24 protein-coding genes are annotated in these 22632 nt (G+C 62.4%); 14 read left to right on the top strand and 10 right to left on the bottom strand.

The window, feature by feature from the left end; all coding sequences use genetic code 11:
* Positions 1–13: 13 nt before the first annotated feature.
* Both MUN81_RS08735 and MUN81_RS08730 read right to left on the bottom strand, forming a co-directional pair.
* Positions 14–496 (bottom strand): hypothetical protein, encoded by a 483-nt coding sequence (locus tag MUN81_RS08735; protein WP_245116913.1) that lies wholly within the window; start codon positions 494–496, stop codon positions 14–16.
* A gap of 16 nt (positions 497–512) precedes the next feature.
* A complete protein-coding gene (locus MUN81_RS08730) occupies positions 513–1217 on the bottom strand; it encodes an NUDIX domain-containing protein (protein WP_190921903.1) in 705 nt (234 codons plus the stop codon).
* A gap of 136 nt (positions 1218–1353) precedes the next feature.
* Between MUN81_RS08730 and MUN81_RS08725 the strand changes: the two genes are divergently transcribed.
* The gene (locus tag MUN81_RS08725) at positions 1354–1857 is read left to right on the top strand and encodes a metallophosphoesterase family protein (protein ID WP_245116912.1); all 504 of its coding nucleotides are present in this window, start codon (positions 1354–1356) and stop codon (positions 1855–1857) included.
* Between the two features lie 130 nt (positions 1858–1987).
* Here the strand turns inward: MUN81_RS08725 and MUN81_RS08720 are convergent, their stop codons facing one another.
* Positions 1988–2362, bottom strand: coding sequence for a hypothetical protein (locus MUN81_RS08720; RefSeq protein WP_245117453.1), 375 nt, complete (start codon positions 2360–2362; stop codon positions 1988–1990).
* Positions 2363–2581: 219 nt separating this feature from the next.
* On the opposite strand from MUN81_RS08720, the gene MUN81_RS08715 reads away from it, so the two are divergent.
* From MUN81_RS08715 to MUN81_RS08700, 4 genes are all read left to right on the top strand, one after another.
* A complete protein-coding gene (locus MUN81_RS08715) occupies positions 2582–3628 on the top strand; it encodes a GntG family PLP-dependent aldolase (RefSeq protein ID WP_245116911.1) in 1047 nt (348 codons plus the stop codon).
* A gap of 85 nt (positions 3629–3713) precedes the next feature.
* Positions 3714–5006: a sodium:proton antiporter gene (locus MUN81_RS08710; protein ID WP_245116910.1), complete on the top strand. Its 1293-nt coding sequence runs from the start codon at positions 3714–3716 to the stop codon at positions 5004–5006.
* A 52-nt stretch (positions 5007–5058) separates the two neighbouring features.
* The gene (locus MUN81_RS08705) at positions 5059–5715 is read left to right on the top strand and encodes a metallophosphoesterase (protein ID WP_245116909.1); all 657 of its coding nucleotides are present in this window, start codon (positions 5059–5061) and stop codon (positions 5713–5715) included.
* A 29-nt stretch (positions 5716–5744) separates the two neighbouring features.
* On the top strand, positions 5745–6380 hold the full coding sequence (locus MUN81_RS08700) for a DNA-3-methyladenine glycosylase 2 family protein (protein WP_245116908.1): 636 nt from the start codon (positions 5745–5747) through the stop codon (positions 6378–6380).
* A gap of 141 nt (positions 6381–6521) precedes the next feature.
* Here MUN81_RS08700 and MUN81_RS08695 read toward each other — a convergent pair whose 3' ends face one another.
* A complete protein-coding gene (locus MUN81_RS08695; RefSeq protein ID WP_245116907.1) occupies positions 6522–7070 on the bottom strand; it encodes a 2'-5' RNA ligase family protein in 549 nt (182 codons plus the stop codon).
* A gap of 68 nt (positions 7071–7138) precedes the next feature.
* On the bottom strand, positions 7139–7696 hold the full coding sequence (locus MUN81_RS08690; protein WP_245116906.1) for a DUF1572 family protein: 558 nt from the start codon (positions 7694–7696) through the stop codon (positions 7139–7141).
* Positions 7697–7866: 170 nt separating this feature from the next.
* Between MUN81_RS08690 and MUN81_RS08685 the strand changes: the two genes are divergently transcribed.
* Positions 7867–10554 carry a hypothetical protein gene (locus MUN81_RS08685; RefSeq protein WP_245116905.1) on the top strand — a complete coding sequence of 896 codons (2688 nt, stop codon included), beginning with the start codon at positions 7867–7869 and terminating at the stop codon, positions 10552–10554.
* Positions 10555–10745: 191 nt separating this feature from the next.
* The gene (gene abc-f / locus MUN81_RS08680) at positions 10746–12656 is read left to right on the top strand and encodes a ribosomal protection-like ABC-F family protein (protein ID WP_245116904.1); all 1911 of its coding nucleotides are present in this window, start codon (positions 10746–10748) and stop codon (positions 12654–12656) included.
* Between the two features lie 123 nt (positions 12657–12779).
* Here the strand turns inward: abc-f and MUN81_RS08675 are convergent, their stop codons facing one another.
* Together MUN81_RS08675 and MUN81_RS08670 are read right to left on the bottom strand one after the other, a co-directional pair.
* Complete coding sequence (locus tag MUN81_RS08675; protein WP_245116903.1) at positions 12780–13217, bottom strand: hypothetical protein; 438 nt, start codon at positions 13215–13217, stop codon at positions 12780–12782.
* Between the two features lie 43 nt (positions 13218–13260).
* Positions 13261–14151 carry a hypothetical protein gene (locus tag MUN81_RS08670; protein ID WP_245116902.1) on the bottom strand — a complete coding sequence of 297 codons (891 nt, stop codon included), beginning with the start codon at positions 14149–14151 and terminating at the stop codon, positions 13261–13263.
* Positions 14152–14310: 159 nt separating this feature from the next.
* Here MUN81_RS08670 and MUN81_RS08665 point away from each other — a divergent pair, with 159 nt between their 5' ends.
* Positions 14311–15651: a DUF5103 domain-containing protein gene (locus MUN81_RS08665; RefSeq protein WP_245116901.1), complete on the top strand. Its 1341-nt coding sequence runs from the start codon at positions 14311–14313 to the stop codon at positions 15649–15651.
* 11 nt (positions 15652–15662) lie between these two features.
* Here the strand turns inward: MUN81_RS08665 and MUN81_RS08660 are convergent, their stop codons facing one another.
* Positions 15663–16511 carry a hypothetical protein gene (locus MUN81_RS08660; protein ID WP_245116900.1) on the bottom strand — a complete coding sequence of 283 codons (849 nt, stop codon included), beginning with the start codon at positions 16509–16511 and terminating at the stop codon, positions 15663–15665.
* Positions 16512–16731: 220 nt separating this feature from the next.
* Between MUN81_RS08660 and MUN81_RS08655 the strand changes: the two genes are divergently transcribed.
* Entirely contained in the window at positions 16732–18186 is a 1455-nt protein-coding gene (locus MUN81_RS08655; RefSeq protein ID WP_245116899.1) for a M48 family metalloprotease, read from the top strand.
* 80 nt (positions 18187–18266) lie between these two features.
* Here the strand turns inward: MUN81_RS08655 and ychF are convergent, their stop codons facing one another.
* Both ychF and MUN81_RS08645 read right to left on the bottom strand, forming a co-directional pair.
* Positions 18267–19367, bottom strand: a complete 1101-nt coding sequence (gene ychF, locus MUN81_RS08650) for a redox-regulated ATPase YchF (protein WP_245116898.1) — start codon at positions 19365–19367, stop codon at positions 18267–18269.
* Between the two features lie 218 nt (positions 19368–19585).
* Entirely contained in the window at positions 19586–19954 is a 369-nt protein-coding gene (locus MUN81_RS08645; protein ID WP_190921887.1) for a DUF3276 family protein, read from the bottom strand.
* Positions 19955–20224: 270 nt separating this feature from the next.
* Between MUN81_RS08645 and MUN81_RS08640 the strand changes: the two genes are divergently transcribed.
* The 5 genes from MUN81_RS08640 (at position 20225) to MUN81_RS08620 (ending at position 22492) form a co-directional block, all read left to right on the top strand.
* Positions 20225–21142: a DUF58 domain-containing protein gene (locus MUN81_RS08640; RefSeq protein WP_245116896.1), complete on the top strand. Its 918-nt coding sequence runs from the start codon at positions 20225–20227 to the stop codon at positions 21140–21142.
* A gap of 47 nt (positions 21143–21189) precedes the next feature.
* Positions 21190–21411, top strand: a complete 222-nt coding sequence (locus MUN81_RS08635; RefSeq protein ID WP_245116894.1) for a hypothetical protein — start codon at positions 21190–21192, stop codon at positions 21409–21411.
* A 166-nt stretch (positions 21412–21577) separates the two neighbouring features.
* Positions 21578–21715 (top strand): hypothetical protein, encoded by a 138-nt coding sequence (locus MUN81_RS08630; protein WP_245116892.1) that lies wholly within the window; start codon positions 21578–21580, stop codon positions 21713–21715.
* 53 nt (positions 21716–21768) lie between these two features.
* Positions 21769–22227 (top strand): hypothetical protein, encoded by a 459-nt coding sequence (locus MUN81_RS08625; protein ID WP_245116890.1) that lies wholly within the window; start codon positions 21769–21771, stop codon positions 22225–22227.
* 91 nt (positions 22228–22318) lie between these two features.
* On the top strand, positions 22319–22492 hold the full coding sequence (locus tag MUN81_RS08620) for a hypothetical protein (RefSeq protein ID WP_245116888.1): 174 nt from the start codon (positions 22319–22321) through the stop codon (positions 22490–22492).
* Positions 22493–22632: the final 140 nt, after the last annotated feature.

Genomic DNA, 22632 nt, shown 5'->3' with positions numbered 1-22632 from the left:
TCCTGCCGGCGCCCTACTGATTGAGGGCCACGGGCAGCACCCGCAGGCCCATCAGCTGGGTGGGCCGCCGCTCCTGAAATACCGGCAGCACCAGGTAGCGGTCGGCCCCGAGCTGCAATCGGGCGCGGTTCATGAGGTCGCTTTCGTTGCTGCCCAGCAGCAACAGGTCGTTCACCTCGCGCGAGCGGCTGTCGTAGGCCACCACCATGGCCAGCCCGCGGCTCCGGAACAGGGCAATCGAGTCGATGGGGCCGCTGCGTTGGCTTTGGGAGGTGACGGTGGGGTCCACAAAGCCGGTTGGCACGGGCAGCAGCGGCCCCACCCGCGCGGTCATCTCATCAATATTCAGGCTGAGCAGAGCGGGCACGTCGACACCCGGCTGGGCCGGCCGGGCCGCCGGAGCCCGCGACAGTGTGGCGTGCCCCGGCTCGTGCGAGCCCGAACAAGCACCCACTCCCATCATCGTAGCCAATAGCCCTGCCAGAATCGGTCGCATAGACCGCAATATACTGCTATTTTCCGGTGGCGGAGGCCTCTTTGGCTTGTTTCCCAGTCATATGGCTGAGATAATACCGCACCACCAGCGCAATGGAAGCGTAGGAATCTTCAAGCTTGGCCAGGGCTTCCTGCGGCGACATCCAGCGCACTTCCTCGATGTACTCCTCGGTTTGGGGCTTCATGAGGCTGTCGTCGAGACACTTCATGAGGTACCAATTGGTCTTTTTCAGCATCTTGTTGCCCTTGTAGGCATAGCTGTGCCAGGTGCTGGGCAGCTTTTCGCCCAGTTCGAGCTTGATGTTCGTTTCTTCTTCCACCTCGCGCAGGGCGCCGGCGGCCGTGTCCTCGTCGCTTTTGAGCTTGCCCTTGGGCAGGTCCCACTTGCCGAGGCGGTAAATCATGAGCACCTGGTCGCCTTTCACCACCAATCCGCCGCCGGCTTTGGCAATTTTGAACTGGTCTTTGAGGTGCAGGATGACGTGCTTTTTCTTTTTGACCAGCATGGTCAGCGACTTCAGCTTTTTGAGCTTTTTCACCTCCATCAGGCGCAGGAGGCGGTCGATGAACAGCGGGCCGGCGTCTTTCACCAGCACGTCGCCCACCAAGTCTTTCGACGTGAAGTCATCGTCGGGATTGAGCACTAGGTCGAACTTGTGCTTGTACACTTTCTCGCTGAGTTTTTTGATGACCAGCGGGATGTCGTTGATGAAAATATTCATCGGGAAAAGCGGCTTGGGGAAACGATAACGGGCAACGGGGCCGCCGAAATCAGAAAGAAATTGAGAGGGATGCTTTGGGCAGCGGGCGCAAGATACGGGGCCCGGCCGATTTGCCGGAGCGCTGCATCTTTGCGGCATGACACGCATTGGCCTGCTTTCCGACACCCACGGCTACTTCGACGAGCGAATTGCGCATCATCTGCGCGGCTGCGACGAAATATGGCACGCCGGAGACTTTGGCGATGCCCGCGTGGTGGACGAACTGCAGGCCTTGGCGCCGCGCTTTCGGGGCGTGTACGGCAATATCGACGGCACGGACGTGCGCCGCACTCAACCCCTGGTGCAACAGTTTGAAGTCGAAGGCCTTCGGGTATTAATGACGCACATTGGCGGCTACCCGGGGCACTACGCGCCCGCCGCCCGGCCCCTGCTGGCCGAGGCACGGCCGGGCCTGTTCATCACCGGCCACTCCCACATTTTGCGCGTGATGCCGGATAAAAAGCTGGGCCTGCTGCACCTGAATCCGGGCGCGGCCGGGCGGCACGGCTTCCACCAGGTGCGCACGCTGCTGCGCTTCGGCATCGAGGCCGGCCGGGTGGTGGAGCTGCAGGCCGTGGAGCTGGGCAAGCGGGCCGGCTAGCGCAAGCCCGGCGCCACCCGCAAACCAAAAAGCCCCGACTCGTTTGCAGAGCTGGGGCTTTTCACATTATGAGGCACTGGCCGCGGCAAGCGGGCCGGATGGCTCCGCTCACTCGGCGAGGGCGGCGGTATTACAGCGCGATTTCGGGCTTGGGGTGCTCGCCCTCCTGGCCGTCTTCGTTCACGGGCTTGGTTACGGCTTCGGCGGCGTCGAAAGCTTCGGCGTTGGCGGCGGTGTCGTCGGTAGCGGGCGTTACAGCCTCTTTCACGGTTTCAACGGCGTCGGCCACCACTTCTTTCACCTTGTCGGCAGCAGCGGAGGCGGTTTTCTTCACGGCAGCCACGGCACCGGCCACGCCACCGGTGGTGGCAAAGCGCGACTTCAGCTCCTCGATGTCCACGTTTTTCAGAACGGGCGTGCGGAGCAATTCCTTGATGATGTGCTGTTTGTTGTTAGCGCGGGCAATGTTCTTGCGGTGCTTGCGCTTGAGGCGGGTAACGGACATGGTGCCGGGATGGTTAAAGTCTAAGCTTACGAAACGGAGGGCAAAAGTAGGGCTTTCATTTTGAAAGTGCAAGCCCATGAGGCATTTTGCTGGATTACTGCGCTTTCGAGGCCCGGCAGCGGCCCGGCCGTTTGGGGGCTACTTTTGCCACCAAGGCCTGCATGGCCCGCCAAACAGCGCCTTTTTATCATATTCCGCTTTTTCGTTTTACCCTTTGCTATGACTGCTACTGCTGCTTCGCTTCCTACTGTTGACCTGCGCTCCGACACCGTGACGCGGCCCACGCCGGCCATGCTGGAAGCCATGTTTGCCGCCCCGGTGGGCGACGACGTGTACGACGAAGACCCCACCGTGCGCCGCCTGGAGGAAATGGCCGCCGCCCGCTTCGGCCTCGAAGCCGGCTTGTTTTGCCCCTCGGGCACCATGACCAACCAGATTGCCATCAAAGCCCACACCGAGCCGCTGAGCGAGGTGATTTGCGAGCAGACGTCGCACATTTATTTGTGGGAAGTGGGCGGCATTGCGTTTCACTCGGGCGCCTCGGTGGCACTGCTGCCGGGGCAGCGCGGGCGCCTGACGGCGGCGCAGGTGGAAGCGGCCATCCGGCCCGAAAACGTGCATTACCCCACCACCCGCCTGGTTTCCCTCGAAAACACGCACAACCGCGGCGGCGGTACCTGCTACGCGCTCGACGAGCTGCGGGCCATCAGCGAGGTGGCCACGCGGCACGGCATTGCCCGGCACCTCGACGGGGCCCGCATTTTCAACGCGCTGGTAGCTACTGGGCAGCGCAGTGAGGACTACGGGCAGTTGTTCGACTCGATTTCGGTGTGCCTTTCCAAAGGCATGGGCACGCCGGTGGGCTCGGTGCTGCTAGGCTCGGCTGCCTTTATCAAGAAGTGCAAGCGCATCCGCAAGGTGATGGGCGGCGGGTGGCGGCAGGCCGGCTACCTGGCCGCGGCGGGCATTTACGCGTTAGAAAACAACGTGGCACGCCTGGCCGACGACCACCGCCGGGCGGCCCGGCTGGCCGCAGTGCTGCAGGCCCAGCCCTACGTGGCCGAAGTACTGGCACCCGAAACCAACCTCGTCATCTTCCGGCTGCACGACCGCCAGCCGGCCGCCGGGTTTCTGGCGGCGCTGGAGCGGCAGGGCATTCGGGCCAGCAGCTTTGGGCCGCAGTGGATACGCTTCGTGACGCACCTGGACGTAAACGATGCCATGCTGGCCCGCGTGGAGACGGCGCTTTCGTCATTGGGCGAATGAGCGAAAGCCGGAGTGACTGCGTAAGCTCAAGCGCAGCCCAACCTTCTCGTTCATTACTCTCTACTTTCTGTTCAGTCGTTTTTCTATGGATTTATACAACGCTTTGGCGCTACTGCTGGTCACCGCCGCCGGCTTTGCTTACGTCAACCACCGCTTTTTGCGCATGCCGCCGGCCATTGGGCTGATGGTGCTGGGCCTGGCGGCGTCGCTGACGTTGGTACTGCTGGCCAAGTTTGACGTGCAGCCCGTGCTGAAGCTGGCCGGCGTGGTGGGCAAGCTCGATTTTAGCCGCATCGTGATGCAGGTGATGCTGGGCTTTCTGTTATTTGCGGGGGCCATTCACGTCGATGCCGGGCGGCTGGGCAAGCTGCGCTGGCCGGTGGGCGCCCTGGCGCTGGTGGGCACGCCGGTGAGCACCGTGCTGGTGGCCACGGCCATGTTTTTTCTGCTGCCGCTCTTCGACCTGCCCACGCCGTTTATCTACTGCCTGCTGTTCGGGGCGCTCATTTCGCCCACCGACCCCATTGCCGTGCTCAGCATTCTGACCAAGGCCAACATTTCGAAGTCGCTGGAAACCAAGATTGTGGGTGAGTCGCTGTTCAACGACGGCGTGGGCGTAGTGCTGTTTGTGGTGACGCTGGAAGTGGCGCTGTTGGGCACGCAGGATTTCACCGTGGGCCACGCGCTGGCCGTTTTTGCCCGCGAAACCCTCGGCGGGCTGGCCCTGGGCACGGCGCTGGGACTGGGCACGGCCTGGCTGCTGCGCACCATCGACAACTACCAGGTGGAAGTGCTGCTGACGCTGGCCGTGGTGGCCGGGGGCACGGCGCTGGCCGCCCGCCTGCACACGTCGGGGCCGCTGGCCATGGTGATGGCCGGCCTGCTGGTGGGCCACTTCAGCCGCAAGCGCGGGGTGATGTCGAACGAGTCGCAGGACTACGTGGACAAGTTCTGGGAGCTGGTCGACGAGGTGCTGAACGCGCTGCTGTTTGTGCTGATGGGGCTGGAAGTGCTGGTGCTCGACATTCCGGGGCGCACGGTGCTGGTGGGGCTGGCGGCCATTGTGGTGGTGCTGCTGGCGCGCTGGGTGGCCGTGTCGATACCGCTGGTGTTTCTGCGGCTGCTGCCCACGTTCCAGCCTTCCGACCACGGCGTGGCCGTGCTCACCTGGGGCGGGCTGCGGGGCGGCTTGTCGGTGGCGCTGGCGCTGAGTTTGCCACCCACCATGCCGCGCGAGTTGATAGTGGGCGTCACGTATGTGATTGTGGTTTTTTCCATTGTGGGCCAAGGGCTCACCATTGGGCCGCTGGTGCGCTGGCTGGGCGTGGGGCAGCCCACTCCGGCCAACAGCTCGGAGCCCGCAGTCAAGTCACACTAAAAAACGCCCCGGCCTGACGGCACCCAAACCCGCCATCTGACGTACTTTTTCTATGAATCTGTTCATCATCGGCGACGTGCACGGGTGCTACCACACCTTTCGGGAACTGCTCACGCGCTGGGACCCGGCCACCGAGCACCTCATTCAGGTGGGCGACCTGGTGGACCGCGGCGCCTTCATACCCGAAACCGTGGAGGCCGCCCGCCGACTAAGCGAACAGTACCCCGATTCGACCACCTTCCTCATGGGCAACCACGAGCATGCCCTGCTGCACCATTTTGGCCCCGATGGCCCCTACCCCGGCTGGCTGCACTGGGGCGGCGACAGCACTACCGACCAATACCGTACCCGCCCCGACCTGCTGGCCCATCACCTGCTCTGGTTGGAACAGCGCCCCCTTTTTTGGGAAAACGACCACGTGCTGGTGAGCCACGCCGGCATCAGCACTTCCGACCAGGCCTACAACCCCGACAGCTCCGACGGACTGCTGTGGACCCGCACGCCGCTCCGGCGCCTGCCGCAGCTGCAGGTGGTGGGCCACACCCCCATGACCAAGGGCGAGCCGAAATTCGACAAAGCCACCAACAGCCTCTACATTGACACCGGCGCCGTGTTCGGCGGCAACCTAACGGGGCTGCGCCTCACGCCTACCGGCCGGCCGCTCGACATCATTCTGATTCCTGTTCACATCGAAGACTTACTAGAGTAGCCTTCCGCTTCCATCATTCCGCTGTTTTGATGCTCAACCAAGCCGCCATCGAATACCTCACCGCTGCCGACCCCTTGCTGGGCCAGCTAATTGCCCGGGGCCGCGAAATTCACCCGCGCCCCCACGAAGACCTGTACCTGGCCCTGCTGCGCGCCATCGTGAGCCAGCAGATTTCGACCAAGGCGGCGGCGGCCATCTGGAAGCGGTTCCAATCCCTGTTTCCGCCCGAGGGCTACCCCGAGCCGCGCGAAGTGCTGGCCCTATCTGAAGACGAGCTGCGCGCCGTGGGCCTCTCGCGCCAGAAAGCCGGCTACCTCAAGGCCATTGCCGAGTACAACGAGCGGGGCCTGCTCGACTACGACCACCTCACCGGACTATCGGAGGAAGCCTTCACGCAGCACCTCACCGCCATTCGGGGCGTGGGCCGCTGGACGGCCCAGATGCTGCAAATGTTTGCCCTCGACCAGCCCGACGTTTTCTCCGAAGGCGACCTCGGCGTGCAGAACGCCATGCGCAAGCTCTACGGCCTGGAAGAAACCGGCCGCGCCCTGCAAAAGCGCATGCTGGCCATTGCCGAAGCCTGGCGCCCCTACCGCACGCTGGCCTGCAAATACCTCTGGCAAAGCCTCGACAACGGCACGCAGACTCCGCCCACGGTGGAGTAACGAGAAAAAAAGAACGTCATGCTGAGCGCAGCCGAAGCATCTCTACCGCGCAACATAACTAATTACTATTGCGGCAGAGATGCTTCGACAGGCTCAGCATGACGTTCCTTTTACTTTTTTATTTCTGCTGAAAACCTGCCCCTACGCCGGCACCTTCGCCCCCATTTTAAATACTTCCTCGCGCACAAACAGCTCGCCATCCTGCCGCAGGATGGCGAGGTTGTCGATGATGATTTTGAGGTTGTAGGTTTCCTGGTTGAGGTAGGCCAGCACGGGACCCAGCAGGTCGGCGGTGGTGTCGTGCAGGGCCAGCGAGATGTGCGGCAGCCAGCAGTCGGGCCCGCTGAACTTATCGGTGCGCAGGCAGAGCGGCGCGGTGACTTCGCGGATGCGGCGGTGCAGCGCATTGAGGGCGTCGGAGCGCAGCACGGGGATGTAGATGACCGGCCGCTCGCCCGGAAACACGCCCAGGCCGGTGGTGAAGGCCGGAAACGGCTCGGTGGTGGCGGCCACTTCGGCCAGCACTTTCTTCAGCGAGCTGAGCTTTTTGACGCCGGCCAGCTGATAGGTCAGGTGCGGGTCGAGGGTGGCCTGCACGTCGTCGAGGCCGAACTTTTCTTCCAGGCTTTTGATGATGGCGTTGATGCGCAATACGTGCGGCGGACTGAGCAGGGAAGTAATGGCAAGCATGGCAATGGGTACGGAGGAAACGGGCGGCGCGCCGAAAGCTGCAGCAGAAAGTTGAGAACCGGCTGACATCAATGCTGTTGGGTCATTTGCTGATTAAATTGTTCGCTTTGCCCGCGCGGGATGCTCAGCGACTTGAACGCCTCGCCGCGCAGGCCCTTGGCCAGTTGCACCAGCTGGCCGGTGTGGTAGGCGTAGTGGGTGAGTTGCCGCTGCAGGGCCGCCAGCACCGTGTGCGCCTCGCCCCGAATGGTGACGGTGCGCAGCAGGTCGGCGGGCTGCAGGCGGTCCAGAAGGTCGAAGAGGACGCGCCAAGCGGCTTCCCACTCGCCTTGCAGCGGGGCAATGGCCGCCACGGCGGTGGGCTCTTCAAACTCCTGGTCGCGCCGGCGGTTCGGTTTTTCGCCGTCGGAGGTAAAGAAATCAGTGAAGCGTGAGCGCAGGTTGCCGGCCATATGTTGCACAATGACGGCGGCGCTGTTGGAGCCGGGCGCGGGGCACTGCAACCATTCGGCGGCGGAAATTTGGGCCAAGGCCCGGTCGGCCAGGCTTTTGGAGGACTGATAGCCGTGGCGCACGGTGGCCAATACGGCCGGGCCCAACGCGTCGGGAGCAAGTGAAGTAGCCATGGCGCCAAAAATACTTCACGCCGGCAGTGCATTGCGCAAAACAACTGGGGCCGTTGCGGCCTTCTCCGGAGCGCGCCGGTCGGCAAAATGCCGGTTTATATCGACTTAGCCCTGCCGCGGCCCATCCTCGCCGGAGCCTTTCGCGTTACGATATCCTTTGCCCTGCTCTCGTGCCCGAAACCGTCGTTACCGCTCCCTCTTCCGCCTCGTCCCCAGCGCCCCCGGCCGCACCCTCGCGGGTGCCAACGTGGCTGTGGTGGCTGCTGGGCGTGGTGGCCCTGCTGCTAGGCGCGGCGCTGTTGGTGCAGCACTACCTCGACCCCTGGCTCCGCCGCAAGCTGGAACAGCAGGTGAGCACCCAAACCCACGGCCAGTACCACTTGCGCGTCGGCGCGCTGGAAGCCAGCCTGTGGCAGCGCGCCGTGCGCCTGCGCAACGTGCGCCTGCGCCCCGCCGCCCAGGTGGCCGACACCCTGCCGCGGCTGCGCCTCGATGCCGCTCGCCTCAACGTGACGGGCGTGGGCCTGCTGGCGCTGCTGCGCAAAGCCGTGGTGCCCGTCGACAGTATCGTGCTTGATTCGGCTACTATTCAAGTGCTGGCCCTGGCCCGGCGCCCCACCCGCAACGCCGGCAAACCCCTGCACGAGCAGCTGCCACTCAAGCTGAAAGGGCTGGACATCGGCTACCTTGGCCTGCTGCACACCCAGGTGGCATACCTACCCGGCACGCCGGATGCCGCCCAACTGCGCCGCGCCGACCTGAGCGCACACGACCTGCTCATCAGCCCCGCCGGGGCGGCCGATACCCAGCGCCTGGCCTACGCCACCGACTGGCGACTACTATTGCAGCAGGCGAAGGGCCGGGCGCAAGGCCACCACCTACAGTTCAAACACCTGCTGGTTTCCACCGCCGACGGCGAAATCCAGCTTGATTCGGTGGCGGTGCAGCCGGGGAGCACCGTGCCGGGCAACCTGCCGCGCGTGAGCCTGGCGCTGCCCCGCCTGCGCCTCACCGGGCTGAAGGCGGCCCGCCTGCTGCACCAGCGCACCTTCCGCGCCGATTCGCTACTGCTGCAGGCCCCGCAGCTGACCGTGGTGCCGGCGGCTCAAAAAGCCACGGGCGGCGCGGGCCTCGGCACCTACGCCCGTGAAATTGACCTGGCGCACCTGGCCGTGCACCAGGGTTTTTTGCAGGTGAAAGACAACGCCCTGCGCGCCGTTATGCGCAGCATTGAGCTGGCTGGCACCGCCATTCGCCTTGATTCCGGCCAAGCGCCGAACGCCAAAAAACTCTTTTTTGCCAAGGCCTGGACGCTGGGGCTGGGCCGCAGCAACGCTACCGCAGCGGGCCACGCTGTGCAGCTGGGCGGGCTAAAGCTCTCAACTGAGGCCGGCACGTTGGGCCTGAACGCCGTGCGCGTGCGGCCGCCAGGACCGGGCCAAGGCAAGCCCGGCGCGGTACGCGTCGACCTGACCCTGCCCAGCCTGATGCTGCGCGGCTTCGATGCCGCCGAGGTGCAGCAGCGGCGGCAGCTGCGGGCTTCCTCGCTGCTGATTGAGGGCGCCCGGCTCACTTTTACGCCGCCCAGGCAGGCGCCGCCACCGGTGTGGAAGCTGCTCTCGAAAGCCGTGCGGCGCACCGATTTGGCCGAGTTGCGCATTCGGCACAGCTTCCTGCAGATTGGCGGCCTGCGCCACTCGCCCGAAATCAACGGCATCGACCTCACCGGCCGGGGCATCCGCATCGACTCGCTGGCGGCGCTGGAGCCGCGGCGCATTGCCTACGCCCGGGCTTGGAAAGCCAGCTCCGGCCTCATTTCGGCGCCTTTCGACCCGCCCTACTACCGAGCCACCAGCCAGCGCGCCCGCCTCGATACCGACGCCCAAACATTCAGCTTCGACCAACTGGCCCTGACGCCGCGCTACTCGCCCGTGGGCATGAACCTGCACAAGGGCTACCAGGTGCCCGCCGTGCGCGTCAAAATTCCGTCTCTGACGTTCAGCGGATTAGAATTTCCGGGCCTGGTGCGGCGCGCCGACGTGCGGGTGGCCCGCGTGCGGGTGCTGCGCCCGCAGGTGCGCATTGCCTCCGACGGCCGCGGCCCCATCAACCCCAACCGCTCCAAGATTTCGCCCGAAGAAATGCGCAACCTGCCCATGACGGTGGACGTGCGCCGGCTCGACATCGTGAGCGGCACCCTTGCCACCAGGTACCGCAGCCCCCTCACGCCCCTGCCCGGCACCATGAGCATCAACCGCTTCACGGGCAGCTTCTTCAACCTCAGCAACGACCCCAAACGCCAGACCGCGGCCACCCCACTCACGGGCCGGGCCACCACCTACCTTCAGAATAAGTGCCGCCTCGATGCGCAGGTGTCGATGTATACGCTCGACCCGCGGGGGCAGCACCGGGTGTGGGGCGTGTTTGGGCCGGCGCCGTTCGGCATTCTGAATTCCATGACCGTGCCCACGCGGCTGGTGAAATTTAAGAAGGGCGACGTGCAGCGCATCCGCTTCGATATGAAGGCCGACCGCCATGGCACCACCGGCACCATGCGGGCCGAATACACCGGGCTGCAGCTGCAGCTGCTGGGCTATAAGGACGAGGAAATTAAAAAGCCGCTGCTGAAGCGCGTCATCTCAAAGGCGGTCAACGTCATCGTCATCCGCGACCAGAACCCGCGCAAGCGCGGCGAGTTGGTGACCGGGAAGATGATTTCGACGCGCGAGCCGCGCTTTTCGGTGTTCACCCTCTGGCGGCAGAGCGTGGTGAGCGGCCTGTTCGACAACGTGGGCGTGCCCCAGAAGCTGGCCCAGAAGCTGAGCGAAAGCAAAGACGAGGCGCCGCTGCCGAAATAGCACCGGCTGCGCTCCGGTCCGACGGCCTAGCCGTCGGACCGGTCCGTCAGGTTATCAGAACGTGCCGATAAACAACGACGACCGGTCAGACGGCTGCGCCGTCGGACCGGGGCAGGCGGGCAGAAATCAGGCGGAAGCGAAAAACGCCGGGCCGGGGTTCCGTACCTTTGCCCCCGAATACCCCCGACCCCATGATTTCTATTTCCGACCTCGACTTCCACTTTGGCTCCCGCACGCTCTACGACAACGCGAGTCTGCACATCAAGCCCAAGGACAAAATCGGCCTCATTGGCCTCAATGGCACCGGCAAATCGACTTTGTTGCGCCTGTTGGTGGGCGAGTACAAGGCCGACGGAGGCTCGATTTCGATGAGCAAGGACGTGAGCCTGGGCTTCCTGAACCAGGACCTGCTGAGCTACGACACGCACGAGAGCATCCTGCACGTGGCCATGCAGGCGTTTGAGGAAGCGCTGGACTTGCAGAAGAAGATTGACGAAATCCTGGTGCAGTTCGAAACCGACTACTCCGACGATTTGGTGGACAAGCTGGCCACCATGCAGGAGCGATTTGAGGCCCTGGGCGGCTACACCATGCAGGCCCGCGCCGAGGAAATCCTCGAAGGCCTGGGCTTCACCACCGAAGAGCTGGCCAAGCCGCTGAAAAGCTTTTCGGGTGGCTGGCGCATGCGCGTGATGCTGGCCAAAATCCTGCTCCAGCAGCCTTCCCTCCTGCTCCTCGACGAACCGACCAACCACCTGGACTTGCCTTCCATTAAGTGGATTGAGAACTACCTGGCTGACTACGAAGGCGCCGTTATCATCGTGAGCCACGACCGCGCCTTCCTCGACCGCACCACCAACACCACCGTGGAGGTGCTGGGCGGCAAGCTGGTGCCCTACGCCGGCAACTACAGCTACTACCTCGAAGAGAAAGAGGAGCGCAACCTCATCCAGAAGGGAGCTTTTGAAAACCAGCAGGCCCAGATTCGGCAGGCCGAGCGCTTCATCGAGCGTTTCAAGGCCAAGGCCAGCAAGGCCAAGCAGGCCCAGAGCCGCGTAAAGGCGCTGGACAAGCTGGAGCGCATTGAGGACGTGGCCCAGGATGCCGCCAAAATCAACATGAAGTTCACCTTCAAAGTCGAGCCCGGCCGCCACATCCTCCGCATGGAGCACGTGACCAAGAAGTACGACCAAAAACTGATTTTCCGCGACACCAACGTGCACATCGAGCGCGGCGACAAAATTGCCCTCATCGGGGCCAACGGCAAGGGCAAATCCACGCTCATGCGCCTGGTGGCCGGCACCGAGGCGCCTACCGCGGGCAAGCACCAGCTGGGCCACAACGTGATTATGTCGTTCTATGCCCAGCACCAGCTGGAGTCGCTCACGCTCGACAACGAGATTCTGCAGGAGATGAGCGAGGCCGGCTCGAAGCGCAACGACATGGAATTGCGCTCGGTGCTGGGCTCCTTCCTGTTCACTGGCGAGGAAGTTTTCAAGAAAATCAAAGTCCTCTCGGGTGGTGAGAAAAGCCGCGTGGCCCTGGCCAAAACCCTGATTTCGGAAGCCAACTTCCTGCTGCTCGACGAACCGACCAACCACCTGGACATGGTGTCGGTAAACATCCTGATTCAGGCCCTGGAGCAGTACGAAGGCACGTTCATCGTCATCAGCCACGACCGGTACTTCGTGGAAAACGTGGCCACCAAAATCTGGTTTATCGAGGATTATCAGCTGAAAGAGTACCCCGGCACCTACGTCGAGTACGAGCAGTGGCAGGAAGACCGCGAGAAGGCCGCCAAGAAAGCCGGCCTGCCCAGCCCTTCGGCCAACAAACCCCAGCCCAAGGAGGAGAAAAAAGCCGACCCTACGCCCGCCAAAACCTCTTCGCCCGACCAGAAAAAAGCCCTGAAAGAGCTGGCCGAAGTCGAAGCTAAAATCGACGTATTGGAAAAGGAATTGGCTGGCTACGAAAAGCAGCTTGCCGACCCCAAAATCTACGAGAATGCGTCGCAGCTGAAAGACGCAACGATGAAATTTGAACAGGTAAAAAAGGAGCTGGCTCAACTCAATGACCGTTGGGAAATGCTGGCGGAAGTGTAATTACAACTTGCTCCAAAATTCAAAAGCCTCTTCTGAAGCAACTGCTTCGGAAGAGGCTTTTTTTATGGGCTTTCGCAGTGAAATTTATGCAGCCCGGCTCACCATTGCTGCTCACCTGCCAATCTATTCTTCTACCAACTGCATATTCCAGGTACCGCCCACTCCTTTTGAAAAATAGGGAAGGAAGCCAATCCAGATAATAGAAAATTTGAATTTCCAGCTTCCGCTAATTGATTTTCCATCTGCAGATAACCTGCCCGAATAATAGATGTTGTTGTGCTTTCTATTGTAGGTTCTGCTTTCCCCGCTGTCGCTGAATAGTAGCGTCATAACGGGCATTTGCTTCACAAACTCGACGACACTACCGTTGACTTTGCCACTGATTTCGCCAATTCCTTCGGTCCCGCCGGTTGTTAAATCGTCCTGTACCCGACCAGTAAATCTGCTGCCGCTGCTGTCGTCAATATCAATGGTGAAGGTGGTGTGCTCGAAGCCACGCATCTCGTTGTAAGCTTTATTACTGAAGGTGTATTGGCCAATCCAGCGTCCGAGTTGTAGCATGTGAGTAGTGTAGAGAAAATTGAGAGAATGCAGGGGCCAATAACTACAGGTTGGCCGTTTGCTCGCTGCGGTGCTTGATGACTTCCAATATCATTGCATTAAAATCGTCAAGCACGAAATCGGCCCACCACCGGCTGTAGGTGGGCAAGTTGGTGGTGATGCGGTAGGTACAGCTCAGGGTGACGAGGCAGTGGCCGGGGCCGGCGGGCGCAATGTGGTAGCTGCCCCGCACCACGTCGAAATATTCGCCGCCAATCATCACGTGCTCATCGAGCGTGGTGGGCGTGATGGATGCCGGGTCGACGTCGATGTCGTAGGCAAAGCCGGTGCTGTCGTGCCAGGCCGTGATGCGCTCCTGAAACCGGATGCCTTTCTCCCAGGTAATGCGCCGAACACCGCCGATGCCGTCGTGGTCGAGCCGGCCGTCGAGGGGCTTAGGCACGCCGATGAGGTGGACGAAGTGCGGCGCAATCTCGCTGGCGTTGATGTTGCGCACGTTTTTGATGGCGGGCCACACCTGCGCCCGTCCGGCCTTGATGCGAACTGAGGTCGCGACGGTGTAAAACCGGTCTGTGGGCTTGCTGAAGCTTTCTACCAAAAGCGTGAAAAAGGGCAGCAGGAGCAGCGACACGTAGAGCTTCGTGCCGTTGGCTTCGTTGCGTAGCTTGGCCAGCCGGCTGATAAACGCCCCGAAGCTGGCCAACAGCACAAAAGGCCCCACGATGATGACCAGGCATATCATGCCCTCGAACCCGTTGATAAAACACAGAAAAAAGAAGGTCATCACGATGCCCCAAGGCAGCAGCACATAATCCTTGTAAGCCTGCAGCTGTTCGCGGGTGGAAAACAACACGGGAATGGCGCCCAGCACCAGCGGCAGCACGTAGATGTAGGCCAACGAAACGCCTTTCCGATTGGCCGAGACTATGAGCATAGCCAGAAAAGCATAAAGTACTCCCGCGGTCAGCCCAAGGAGCAGGGTTCGGGTTCGGGAGGGCTTCACGGCGGAACGGGCTTAGGATTTCGCCCAAATGTAAGGAGCGCCGGGCCCGCCGGGGGCACGGAGAAAGCACCGCAGGCGTACTTTCGCCCCATGCGCTTCCTTCCCCTCGCTTCCCTCCTGCTGGCCACCGCCTGCGTGCCGCTGGGCACGCCCATCACCGACCCCAACGCCGCCCGCGCGGGCGCGGGCACCGCCAAGCCCCCCGAATACTACGCCGACAAAACCCTGCGCTACCAGGACTACACCTACTCGCCCGACGTGCGCAGCGTGCAGTGCTACGTGGGCACGGGCCAGCCCAACGAGGTGTTTCAGCCGCCGGTGGTGCCGCTGGGCCAGAGCCAGGCCATTATGCTGGAGTTTGACGTGCTGGGCAGCCAGAGCCAGCGCTACACGGCCAAGCTCATTCACTGCGACGTGGACTGGCAGCCCTCGGTGCTGACCGACATGCAGTTTCTGAACGAGATAAACGAGTTTCTCATCACCGACTACCGGGTGGGCACGGGCACCAAGGTGCCGTATTTCCACTACCGCCTGCGGGCGCCGGGCGTTAAAATCAGCGGCAATTACCTGCTGGTGGTGCAGAGCAGCGGCGGGGTGCCCGTCGTGTCGCGCCGGCTGCTGGTGTACGAAAACCAGGTGCAGGTGGGCCTCAAGCCCGGCTTCGTGGTGGGCGGCCAGGAGCGCTACACCCTGCAGCAGCTCGATTTTGCCATTGGCTACGCGGGGGTGGACCTGGTGAACCCCGCGGCCGAAGTGAAGGTGATACTGCGCCAGAACTTCCGTTGGGACAACGCCAAGGTCAACCTGCGCCCCACCTTCGTGCGCGACGCCGAGCGCCGGCTCGAATACCAGTATTTCAACTTCGAAAACGCGTTTCCGGGCCTGAGCGAGTACCGTTACTTCGACACCCGCGCGGCCCAGAGCGTGGGCATCGGCGTGCTGCACGTCGACCCGCGCGCCAACCCCACCGCTGTGGAGCTGCAGCCCGAAACCTCGCGCCAGAAGCTGGCCTACAACCAGTACCAGGACGCCAACGGCCAGCGCGTGTTCGAGAGCCGCGAGTACGGCAACGGCGCCACCAACGCCGACTATTTCGATGTGACCTTCCAGCTGAAGGCCGACCAGCCCGCTCCCGGCCCGGTATACGCCTTCGGGGCCATGACCGACTGGCAGCTGAAGGACGAATTCCGGCTGACCTACGACGAAGCCAAGCAGCTGTACACCGGCCACGCCCTGCTCAAGCAGGGGTATTACAACTACGATTTTGCCGTGGCCGGCGCCCGCGGCACGGCGCCCGACGAAGTGTACTTCGAAGGCACGCACCAGCAAACCGAAAACCAGTACGACCTGCTGGTGTACTACCGCCCGCCCGGCACTCGCACCGACCTGCTCATCGGCTACCAGACCGTGGACATGAACAGCCGACAATAACCACGCGGCGCCTATCGGCTGCTTATCTGCAGACTGGTTTTCAGGCTAATGGCCGAGGCCTGCTGGCCGCCGCCATAGCCGCCCCGCATGCCGCCGCCCCGCATGCCTCCCCCGCCGCCGTGGCCGCCGCGCATCCCTCCCATGCCTCCCCCGCGCATGCCCGGCCCCTGCATACTGCCGCCTTGTGCGGGCATTACCAGTTTGCCCCCGGCCAGGGTGAAACCCACCACGGCCGGGCGGCCGGTGAGGGTGCGCAGCGTGCGGTAAAGCAAGCGCAGGGGAACGGCCAACTCATAAACCAGGCTTTCCTGCGCGTCGAGGCTCATGGCGGCTTTCACGCCCAGCTGCGACTGGGTATCGGTCAGAGTGGGCTCGGCGCTGCCTTTGTAGTGCAGCAACTCCATTTCACGCATCTGCCCGATGGCCTGGGCCATGCTCTCGCGCCGGTCGTTGGGGCCAGCAGCGGAGCCAGCCGCCGGGCCGTCGGGACGCGTTGGGGCGCCGGTGCCGGGTTGGTTGCCCAGCGGATAATGCACCCCAAATTGATGCTGGTTGCGGCCCGTGGTGTCGAGCCACACCGTGAGGCCCAGGCGCAGTATTCGGGCCTGGGTGGCCAGGTCGGCGGCCTTGAGGCGCAGGTACACGTGGCGGCCGTCGTTTAGCACCTGGTACTGCAGCTTGCTGCCGGGGTCGTAGCGGAGCGAGTCGGTCCAGTCGGTGGCCAACCCGTCGATGACCGGCGGCACGGCCGCGAAACGGCCGGCATTGCTGGCCACCGGGTGCCGGCTGCAGCCCATTATTCCCGCAAGCAGCACGGCCGGCACTACCGCCGCCCGCCACACACACATACCACGTTTCATAGCCCAACACGAAAGGAAAGAGCCGCAATATTTTCATTGCGTGCATGTGCTTCCCATGAATAAAAACGCGCCGTTGCCCAAGCTGGCAGGGAAATAGCTATGCTGCTTCTAGGCCAGCAGTAGAAACGCCGCGGGGCGTAAGCGCAACCTTAGCCCCCGCCCGCTCCGTTGCAAGCCCATTCGTTGCCCTTCACCGGCGTAAGCCGCTTTATTTGTTCCTATGAATACCTCTCTTCTTCGCGGCCTGCGCACTGGCGCGCTGCTGACCTTGCTGCTGCCCCTGGCCAGCTCTTCGAGCCTCACCGACTGGGCCGCGCGCACGCCGGCCGCTCCCCGCACCCCCGCCGCCCGCCCCCTGCAGGGCGCCAAGCCCGACCCGGCCGTCATTGCCCAGTTTGGCCTCTACAACAGCGCCTCGCTCCAGAAACTCATCGACGCCAAAGGCAAGCAGATGACGGCCATTTCAGACCGCCCCGGCGATTACGGCTTCACCGTAGTCGACTCGCCGGTTATCAATGCCTTTGCCACGCCCGACGGCCACGTGTATTTCACGCGCGGCATCATGGCGTATTTCAATGATGAAGCCCAGTTTGCCGGCGTGCTCGGCCACGAGTTGGGCCACATCACCGCCCAGCACGGCAAAAAGCAGCAAACCCGCAGCACCATTGCCGGCATCGGCATGATACTGGGCTCGGTGCTGGCGCCGCGCGTGATGCAGTCGGTGGGCGGCGTGGCCCAGCAGGTGGTGGGCCTGGGCATGCTCAAGTACGGCCGCGACGACGAGAACGAATCCGACGCCCTGGGCGTGAAGTACTCGACCAAAATCGGCTACGACGCCAGCCACATGGCCGACTTCTTCCAGACACTGCAACGTACCGAGGAGCAAAGCGGCAGCAGCATCCCCACCTTCCTGAGCACCCACCCCAACTCGGCCGACCGCTACACCCGCGTGAAAAGCCTGGCCGCGCAAGCCAAGCAGTCGGTGGGCAACCGCCCGCTGGCCATCAATCGCAACCAGTACCTCAAAGCCATTGAGGGCCTCACCTACGGCGAAGACCCGCGCCAGGGCTATGTGGAAGGCGGCGTGTTCTACCACCCCGACCTGAAGTTCCGCTTCCCCATCCCCTCGGGCTGGAAGTCGCAAAACTCGCCCGACAAGTTCCAGATGGCCGAGCCCAACGGCAAGGCGCTGCTGGTGTTCCTGGGCGCCGGCAACGGCTCGCTCGACGCCGCCGCGCAGGACCTGGCCAAAGCCATTGGCGTGCAGGGAGCCAGCGCCCAGAAAACCACCATTAACGGCTTCCCGGCCCTCGTGTTTGAAGGCGACCAGGCGGCACAGGACGGCCAGCAGGGCGCCCACGTGCTGGCCCAGCTGCTGCAGGACGGCCAAACCGTGTACGCTTTCGTGGGCCTAGCCGCGGCTTCCAACTTCGGTACTTACGCGCCCCAGTTCCAGCGCGCCGCCCAGGGCTACGCCCGCCTCACCGACGCCAGCAAGCTGAACCGCCAGCCCGAGCATATCCGCATTAAATCGGCCGCCAGCAACACCACCTTGGCCTCGGCCTTGGCCGCCAACGGCATCCCCAGCAAGCGCTACGAGGAAATGGCCATTCTCAACGGCATGAAAACCAGCACGCAGCTTCCCAAAGGCACGTTGTTTAAGATTGCGAAGTAGCAGGGTCTGCTCTTGCTAGCCCATAATAAAAAAGGCCTGACGCTCACACGTCAGGCCTTTTTACTTTCTTTTGAAAGCAATTACACATTAAACCGGAAGTGCATGATGTCGCCGTCCTGCACCACGTAGTCTTTGCCTTCCACGGCCATTTTGCCGGCTTCTTTGATTTTTACCTCGGTCTTGTACTCCTGATAATCCGGCAGCTTGATGACTTCGGCGCGGATGAAGCCCTTCTCGAAATCGGAGTGGATGACGCCGGCCGCGGCGGGCGCTTTGTCGCCGCGGTGGATGGTCCAGGCGCGCACTTCCTGCACGCCGGCGGTGAAGTAGGTAATGAGGTTCAGCAGCTCGTAGCTGGCCCGGATGAGCTTGTTCAGGCCCGATTCGGTGAGACCGTATTCGCCCAGGAACATGGCTTTTTCCTCGGGGTCTTCCATCTCGGCAATCTGGGCTTCGATGGCGGCCGACACCAGCACCACCTGGGCGCCTTCGGCTTTCACGTGCTCGCGCAGGGCTTCCACGTGCTTGTTGCCATTGCTGGCAATGCTGGCTTCGTCCACGTTGGCCACGTAAATCACGGGCTTGACGGTGAGCAGCTGCAGGTCGGCAATGGCGGCCAGGTCATCTTCGGAAGCGGCCACGGCGCGGGCATTCTGGCCCGCTTCCAGAGCGGCTTTGAATTTCTGCAGCGACACCACTTCCTTCTTGGCCACGGCATCGCCGGCCTTGGCGCTGCGCTCCGACTTCTGCAGCTTCTTCTCCACGCTTTCCAGGTCCTTGAGCTGCAGCTCGGTGTCGATAACGTCTTTGTCGAAGACGGGGTCCACGCCGCCGGCCACGTGCACGATGTTGGGGTCGTCGAAGCAGCGCACCACGTGAATGATGGCGTCGACCTCGCGGATGTTGGCCAGGAATTTATTGCCCAGGCCCTCGCCCTTGCTGGCGCCCTTCACGAGGCCGGCGATGTCGACAAACTCGATAATGGTGGGCAGCACGCGCTTGGGGTTCACCAGCGCTTCAAGGATTTGCAGGCGCTCATCCGGCACGGTAATCACGCCCACGTTGGGCTCGATGGTGCAGAACGGGTAGTTGGCCGATTCGGCCTTGGCGTTAGAAAGAGCGTTGAAAAGAGTCGATTTGCCGACGTTTGGCAAGCCGACGATACCGCAGCGGAGGCCCATATTTTGGGTGAATGAGTGACTGAGTGAATGAGTGAATTGCAGGCAATTCGGCCGCAAAGGTACGGCCTGGGCATCGGGTTCGGTTGTAAAAAAGAACGTCATGCTGAACGAAGTCGAAGCATCTCGCGTGCCATAGTAAATGAATTACTTGCGCGGGAGAGATGCTTCGACTTCGCTCAGCATGACGTTTTTCGAGGCTGTTGGCCCAAACGGACGCTCTAGAAGCTGTCGTCGCTGCGGTTGGGGTCGAAGGCGGGGCGGTCAAAATCGCGGCGGGGCTGGTCCCGGTCGTCGTAGTCGCGCGGGCGGTCGAGTTCGGCCACTTCTTCGGGGGTCAGCAGTTCTTCGCGCACGTAGTCCACCGCGTCCTGCAGGGCGTCCACAAACTTGAGGAAATCTTCCTTGTAGAGGAAGATTTTGTGCTTTTCGTAGCTTACCGAGTCGTCGCCGTGCTGGCGGCGCTTGCTTTCGGTGATGGTCAGGTAGTAGTCCTGGCCGCGGGTGGCTTTCACGTCGAAGAAATACGTGCGCTTGCCGGCTTTAATGCGTTGGGAATAAATTTCTTCCTGGTCGTGACGGTCGTCCACAGGGATGGGTTGGGGGTATGGGTGGGAAATAGCGTCGATGGTTGAATGAGACGGCCAACTTACGAATTGTGCTGTAAAGATAAACGGCGGGGGCGGGCCGGGTGTTGGGGTATCTTTGAACCTTAGTGATACAAGCCGCCTGTCATCCTGAGCGCAGCGAAGGACCTTCTCACGTTTGCATCGGTTGTGCCCAACGGCGATAAGGTCCTTCGCTGCGCTCAGGATGACAGAAGCTTTTATTTGCCCTACCGCCTCCCCACCTGCCACCCCATGCCCATCGACCTCGCCGCCATCCGCTCTTTCGAAAACATCGAATTTCTGGCCCGCCAGCTGGTCGATGGGTTCATTACCGGCCTGCACCAGTCGCCCTACCACGGGTTTTCGGTGGAATTTTCGGAGCACCGCCTCTACAACCCCGGCGAAAGCACGCGCCACATCGACTGGAAGGTGTTTGCCCGCACCGACAAGCTCTTCGTGAAGCGCTACGAGGAAGAAACCAACCTGCGCGCCCACTTGCTGCTCGACGTGAGCCCCAGCATGTATTACCCCGCACCGGGCCACGACAAGCTGAAATTCAGCATTCTGGCCGCGGCGGCCCTCACTACCCTGCTCACCCGGCAGCGCGACGCCGTGGGCCTTGTCACCTTCGCCGAAACCGTGGAGCTGCAGACGCCGGTGCGCTCCACCAGCACGCACCGCCACACCCTGTTGCTGGCCCTGCAACAACTGCTGGAGCGCCCGCCGGCGCCCAAAACCGTGCGTGGCACCGACGTAGCCGGCACCGTGCACGCCATTGCCCAGCAGATTCCGAAACGCTCCCTGGTCATCCTGTTCAGCGACATGCTGGGGCGCGGCGCGGCCGAGCAGGAGGCCGCCCTGGCCGCCCTGCAGCACCTCAAGCATCAGCACCACGAAGTGCTGCTTTTCCACGTGCTCGACCGCGCCACCGAAGCCGATTTCGACTTTGCCGAGCGGCCCTACATCTTCGAAGACGTGGAAACCGGTCAGGAAATCAAGCTGCAGCCCTCCCAGATACGCGAGCAGTACCGCGCCGCCATGACGGCCTACGAGCAGGAACTGGCCCAGCGCTGCGGGCAGCTGCGCATCGACTTTGTGCCCGTGGATGTGCGCGAGCCGTTCGAGAAGGTGCTGTATGCTTACCTGGTGAAGCGCGGCAAAGTGCGCTAAACATTTGGGCCGGCTCCGGGCTTGCTCTCCGTCTTTATTTCGCTGCTGTGTTCCTTCGCTTCGTTCTCGTTTTCGCCGTTTCCCTGCTGGTTTTTGCGCCCATCACGGGCTACATCGCCTACAACTACGGCCGCTCGTTCTGGCGATGGTTTGCGTTTGGCATGGTGGTGCCGTTTTTCTCGGTGTTCGTGGCGCTGTTTGTGGCCATGCGCGAGCGGGCCGCTGAGGAGCAAGCCGAAGCCCGGCAGCGGCAGCCCCCCAGGGCCTGAGGCGCCCCAACGTAGGTATTGGCAGCGGCGGCCCGGGGCCAGGGCCTACCTTTGTGGCAGTCTGAATGCCGTGGTGCGGACGCTGCAAAGCGACGGCTGTTTTCTGATTATTGAGATGCTGGAAGCCCTTATTGTTATTTTAACGCCGCTATTTTTCATGCCATTGATGACGGCGTTTATGGCCTACAACCACGGCCGCTCGTTCTGGCGCTGGTTTGGCATTGGCTGCGCGCTGCCCTACGTGTCGCTGTTTGTGGTTATGGCGGTGGTGCGCCGCGACCAGAAGAAACTGGCCGTCGCCTAAGCTACTTTCGCGGCGGCGCTGTTGCCCGTTTCGTTTACCCTCTTCCCTCTCTTATGTACCAAACCCTTCTCATTCTGCACTCCTGGTCGCGCTGGCTCGTGGTAATTTTCGGCCTCATTGCCGTGTACCGCGCCTTTGTGGGCTACTCCGGCCGCCGGCCGTTTGTGAGCGCCGACAACGGCATGAGCGCCGCCTTCTCAGGCTTTATGTGGCTGCAGGTGCTCATCGGCCTGGGCCTGTACTTCGGCCTGAGCCCCTGGGGCCTGAACGCCATGAAGCAGGCCGGCGCCATGAAAGACCCCACCGCCCGCTTTTTCGGCATGGAGCACGTGGTTGTCATGATTCTGGCCGCCATTGTGGCCCAGGTGGGCCGCATCGCCGTCAAGAAAACCGCCGACAGCACCCAGAAGCACCGCAAGGCCCTGCTGTACTTCGGCGTGGCGCTGCTGCTGGTGCTCCTCATGATTCCGTGGGGCATCTGGAATCCGGCACGCCCGCTGTTCCGTTTCTAGGTTTTCAGGTTTTACCTGCTAAGTTTGAAGGGCTGAGCACGCTCCGCAGCCCTTCTGCTATTTTGCCCGGCAATCTACTGACCAACTTCCCGTGCCTACCGCGCCAAAACGCACCTATACCGTAGAGGATTTTTCCGATTTGATAAACGCGCGCTTGCAGCGGCTCGAAAACAAAAAGGAAGCCCAGAAACGCTACGGCAGTCTGCTGGCCGTGCTGCGCCAGCAGGTAGATTCTTACCGGCTGCGCAAAGCCAGTGGCCAGTAGCTTATTTCTTTTTTCCTGAGACGTCAAAAGCCTTCCTGTGTTGTCATGGGAAGGCTTTTTTATTGGTGCTCATCCCAAGGCACGCCCTTTTCGATGCCGATAAACTTCCTTGTTAAGCCCGAAGCTCTGGCCGCTGTTGA

It is taken from the genome of Hymenobacter sp. 5317J-9, assembly GCF_022921075.1.
Classification (GTDB): domain Bacteria; phylum Bacteroidota; class Bacteroidia; order Cytophagales; family Hymenobacteraceae; genus Hymenobacter.
Note: the sequence above shows the minus strand (reverse complement) of the source record. Positions and strands in the feature narration are given on the sequence as shown.

Coding starts and splice junctions, on each gene's coding strand:
- MUN81_RS08735 (WP_245116913.1), bottom strand. CDS start 496: ATGCGACCGATTCTGGCAGGGCTATTGGCTACGATGATGGGAGTGGGT.
- MUN81_RS08730 (WP_190921903.1), bottom strand. CDS start 1,217: ATGAATATTTTCATCAACGACATCCCGCTGGTCATCAAAAAACTCAGC.
- MUN81_RS08725 (WP_245116912.1), top strand. CDS start 1,354: ATGACACGCATTGGCCTGCTTTCCGACACCCACGGCTACTTCGACGAG.
- MUN81_RS08720 (WP_245117453.1), bottom strand. CDS start 2,362: ATGTCCGTTACCCGCCTCAAGCGCAAGCACCGCAAGAACATTGCCCGC.
- MUN81_RS08715 (WP_245116911.1), top strand. CDS start 2,582: ATGACTGCTACTGCTGCTTCGCTTCCTACTGTTGACCTGCGCTCCGAC.
- MUN81_RS08710 (WP_245116910.1), top strand. CDS start 3,714: ATGGATTTATACAACGCTTTGGCGCTACTGCTGGTCACCGCCGCCGGC.
- MUN81_RS08705 (WP_245116909.1), top strand. CDS start 5,059: ATGAATCTGTTCATCATCGGCGACGTGCACGGGTGCTACCACACCTTT.
- MUN81_RS08700 (WP_245116908.1), top strand. CDS start 5,745: ATGCTCAACCAAGCCGCCATCGAATACCTCACCGCTGCCGACCCCTTG.
- MUN81_RS08695 (WP_245116907.1), bottom strand. CDS start 7,070: ATGCTTGCCATTACTTCCCTGCTCAGTCCGCCGCACGTATTGCGCATC.
- MUN81_RS08690 (WP_245116906.1), bottom strand. CDS start 7,696: ATGGCTACTTCACTTGCTCCCGACGCGTTGGGCCCGGCCGTATTGGCC.
- abc-f (WP_245116904.1), top strand. CDS start 10,746: ATGATTTCTATTTCCGACCTCGACTTCCACTTTGGCTCCCGCACGCTC.
- MUN81_RS08675 (WP_245116903.1), bottom strand. CDS start 13,217: ATGCTACAACTCGGACGCTGGATTGGCCAATACACCTTCAGTAATAAA.
- MUN81_RS08670 (WP_245116902.1), bottom strand. CDS start 14,151: ATGCTCATAGTCTCGGCCAATCGGAAAGGCGTTTCGTTGGCCTACATC.
- MUN81_RS08665 (WP_245116901.1), top strand. CDS start 14,311: ATGCGCTTCCTTCCCCTCGCTTCCCTCCTGCTGGCCACCGCCTGCGTG.
- MUN81_RS08660 (WP_245116900.1), bottom strand. CDS start 16,511: ATGAAACGTGGTATGTGTGTGTGGCGGGCGGCGGTAGTGCCGGCCGTG.
- MUN81_RS08655 (WP_245116899.1), top strand. CDS start 16,732: ATGAATACCTCTCTTCTTCGCGGCCTGCGCACTGGCGCGCTGCTGACC.
- ychF (WP_245116898.1), bottom strand. CDS start 19,367: ATGGGCCTCCGCTGCGGTATCGTCGGCTTGCCAAACGTCGGCAAATCG.
- MUN81_RS08640 (WP_245116896.1), top strand. CDS start 20,225: ATGCCCATCGACCTCGCCGCCATCCGCTCTTTCGAAAACATCGAATTT.
- MUN81_RS08630 (WP_245116892.1), top strand. CDS start 21,578: ATGACGGCGTTTATGGCCTACAACCACGGCCGCTCGTTCTGGCGCTGG.
- MUN81_RS08625 (WP_245116890.1), top strand. CDS start 21,769: ATGTACCAAACCCTTCTCATTCTGCACTCCTGGTCGCGCTGGCTCGTG.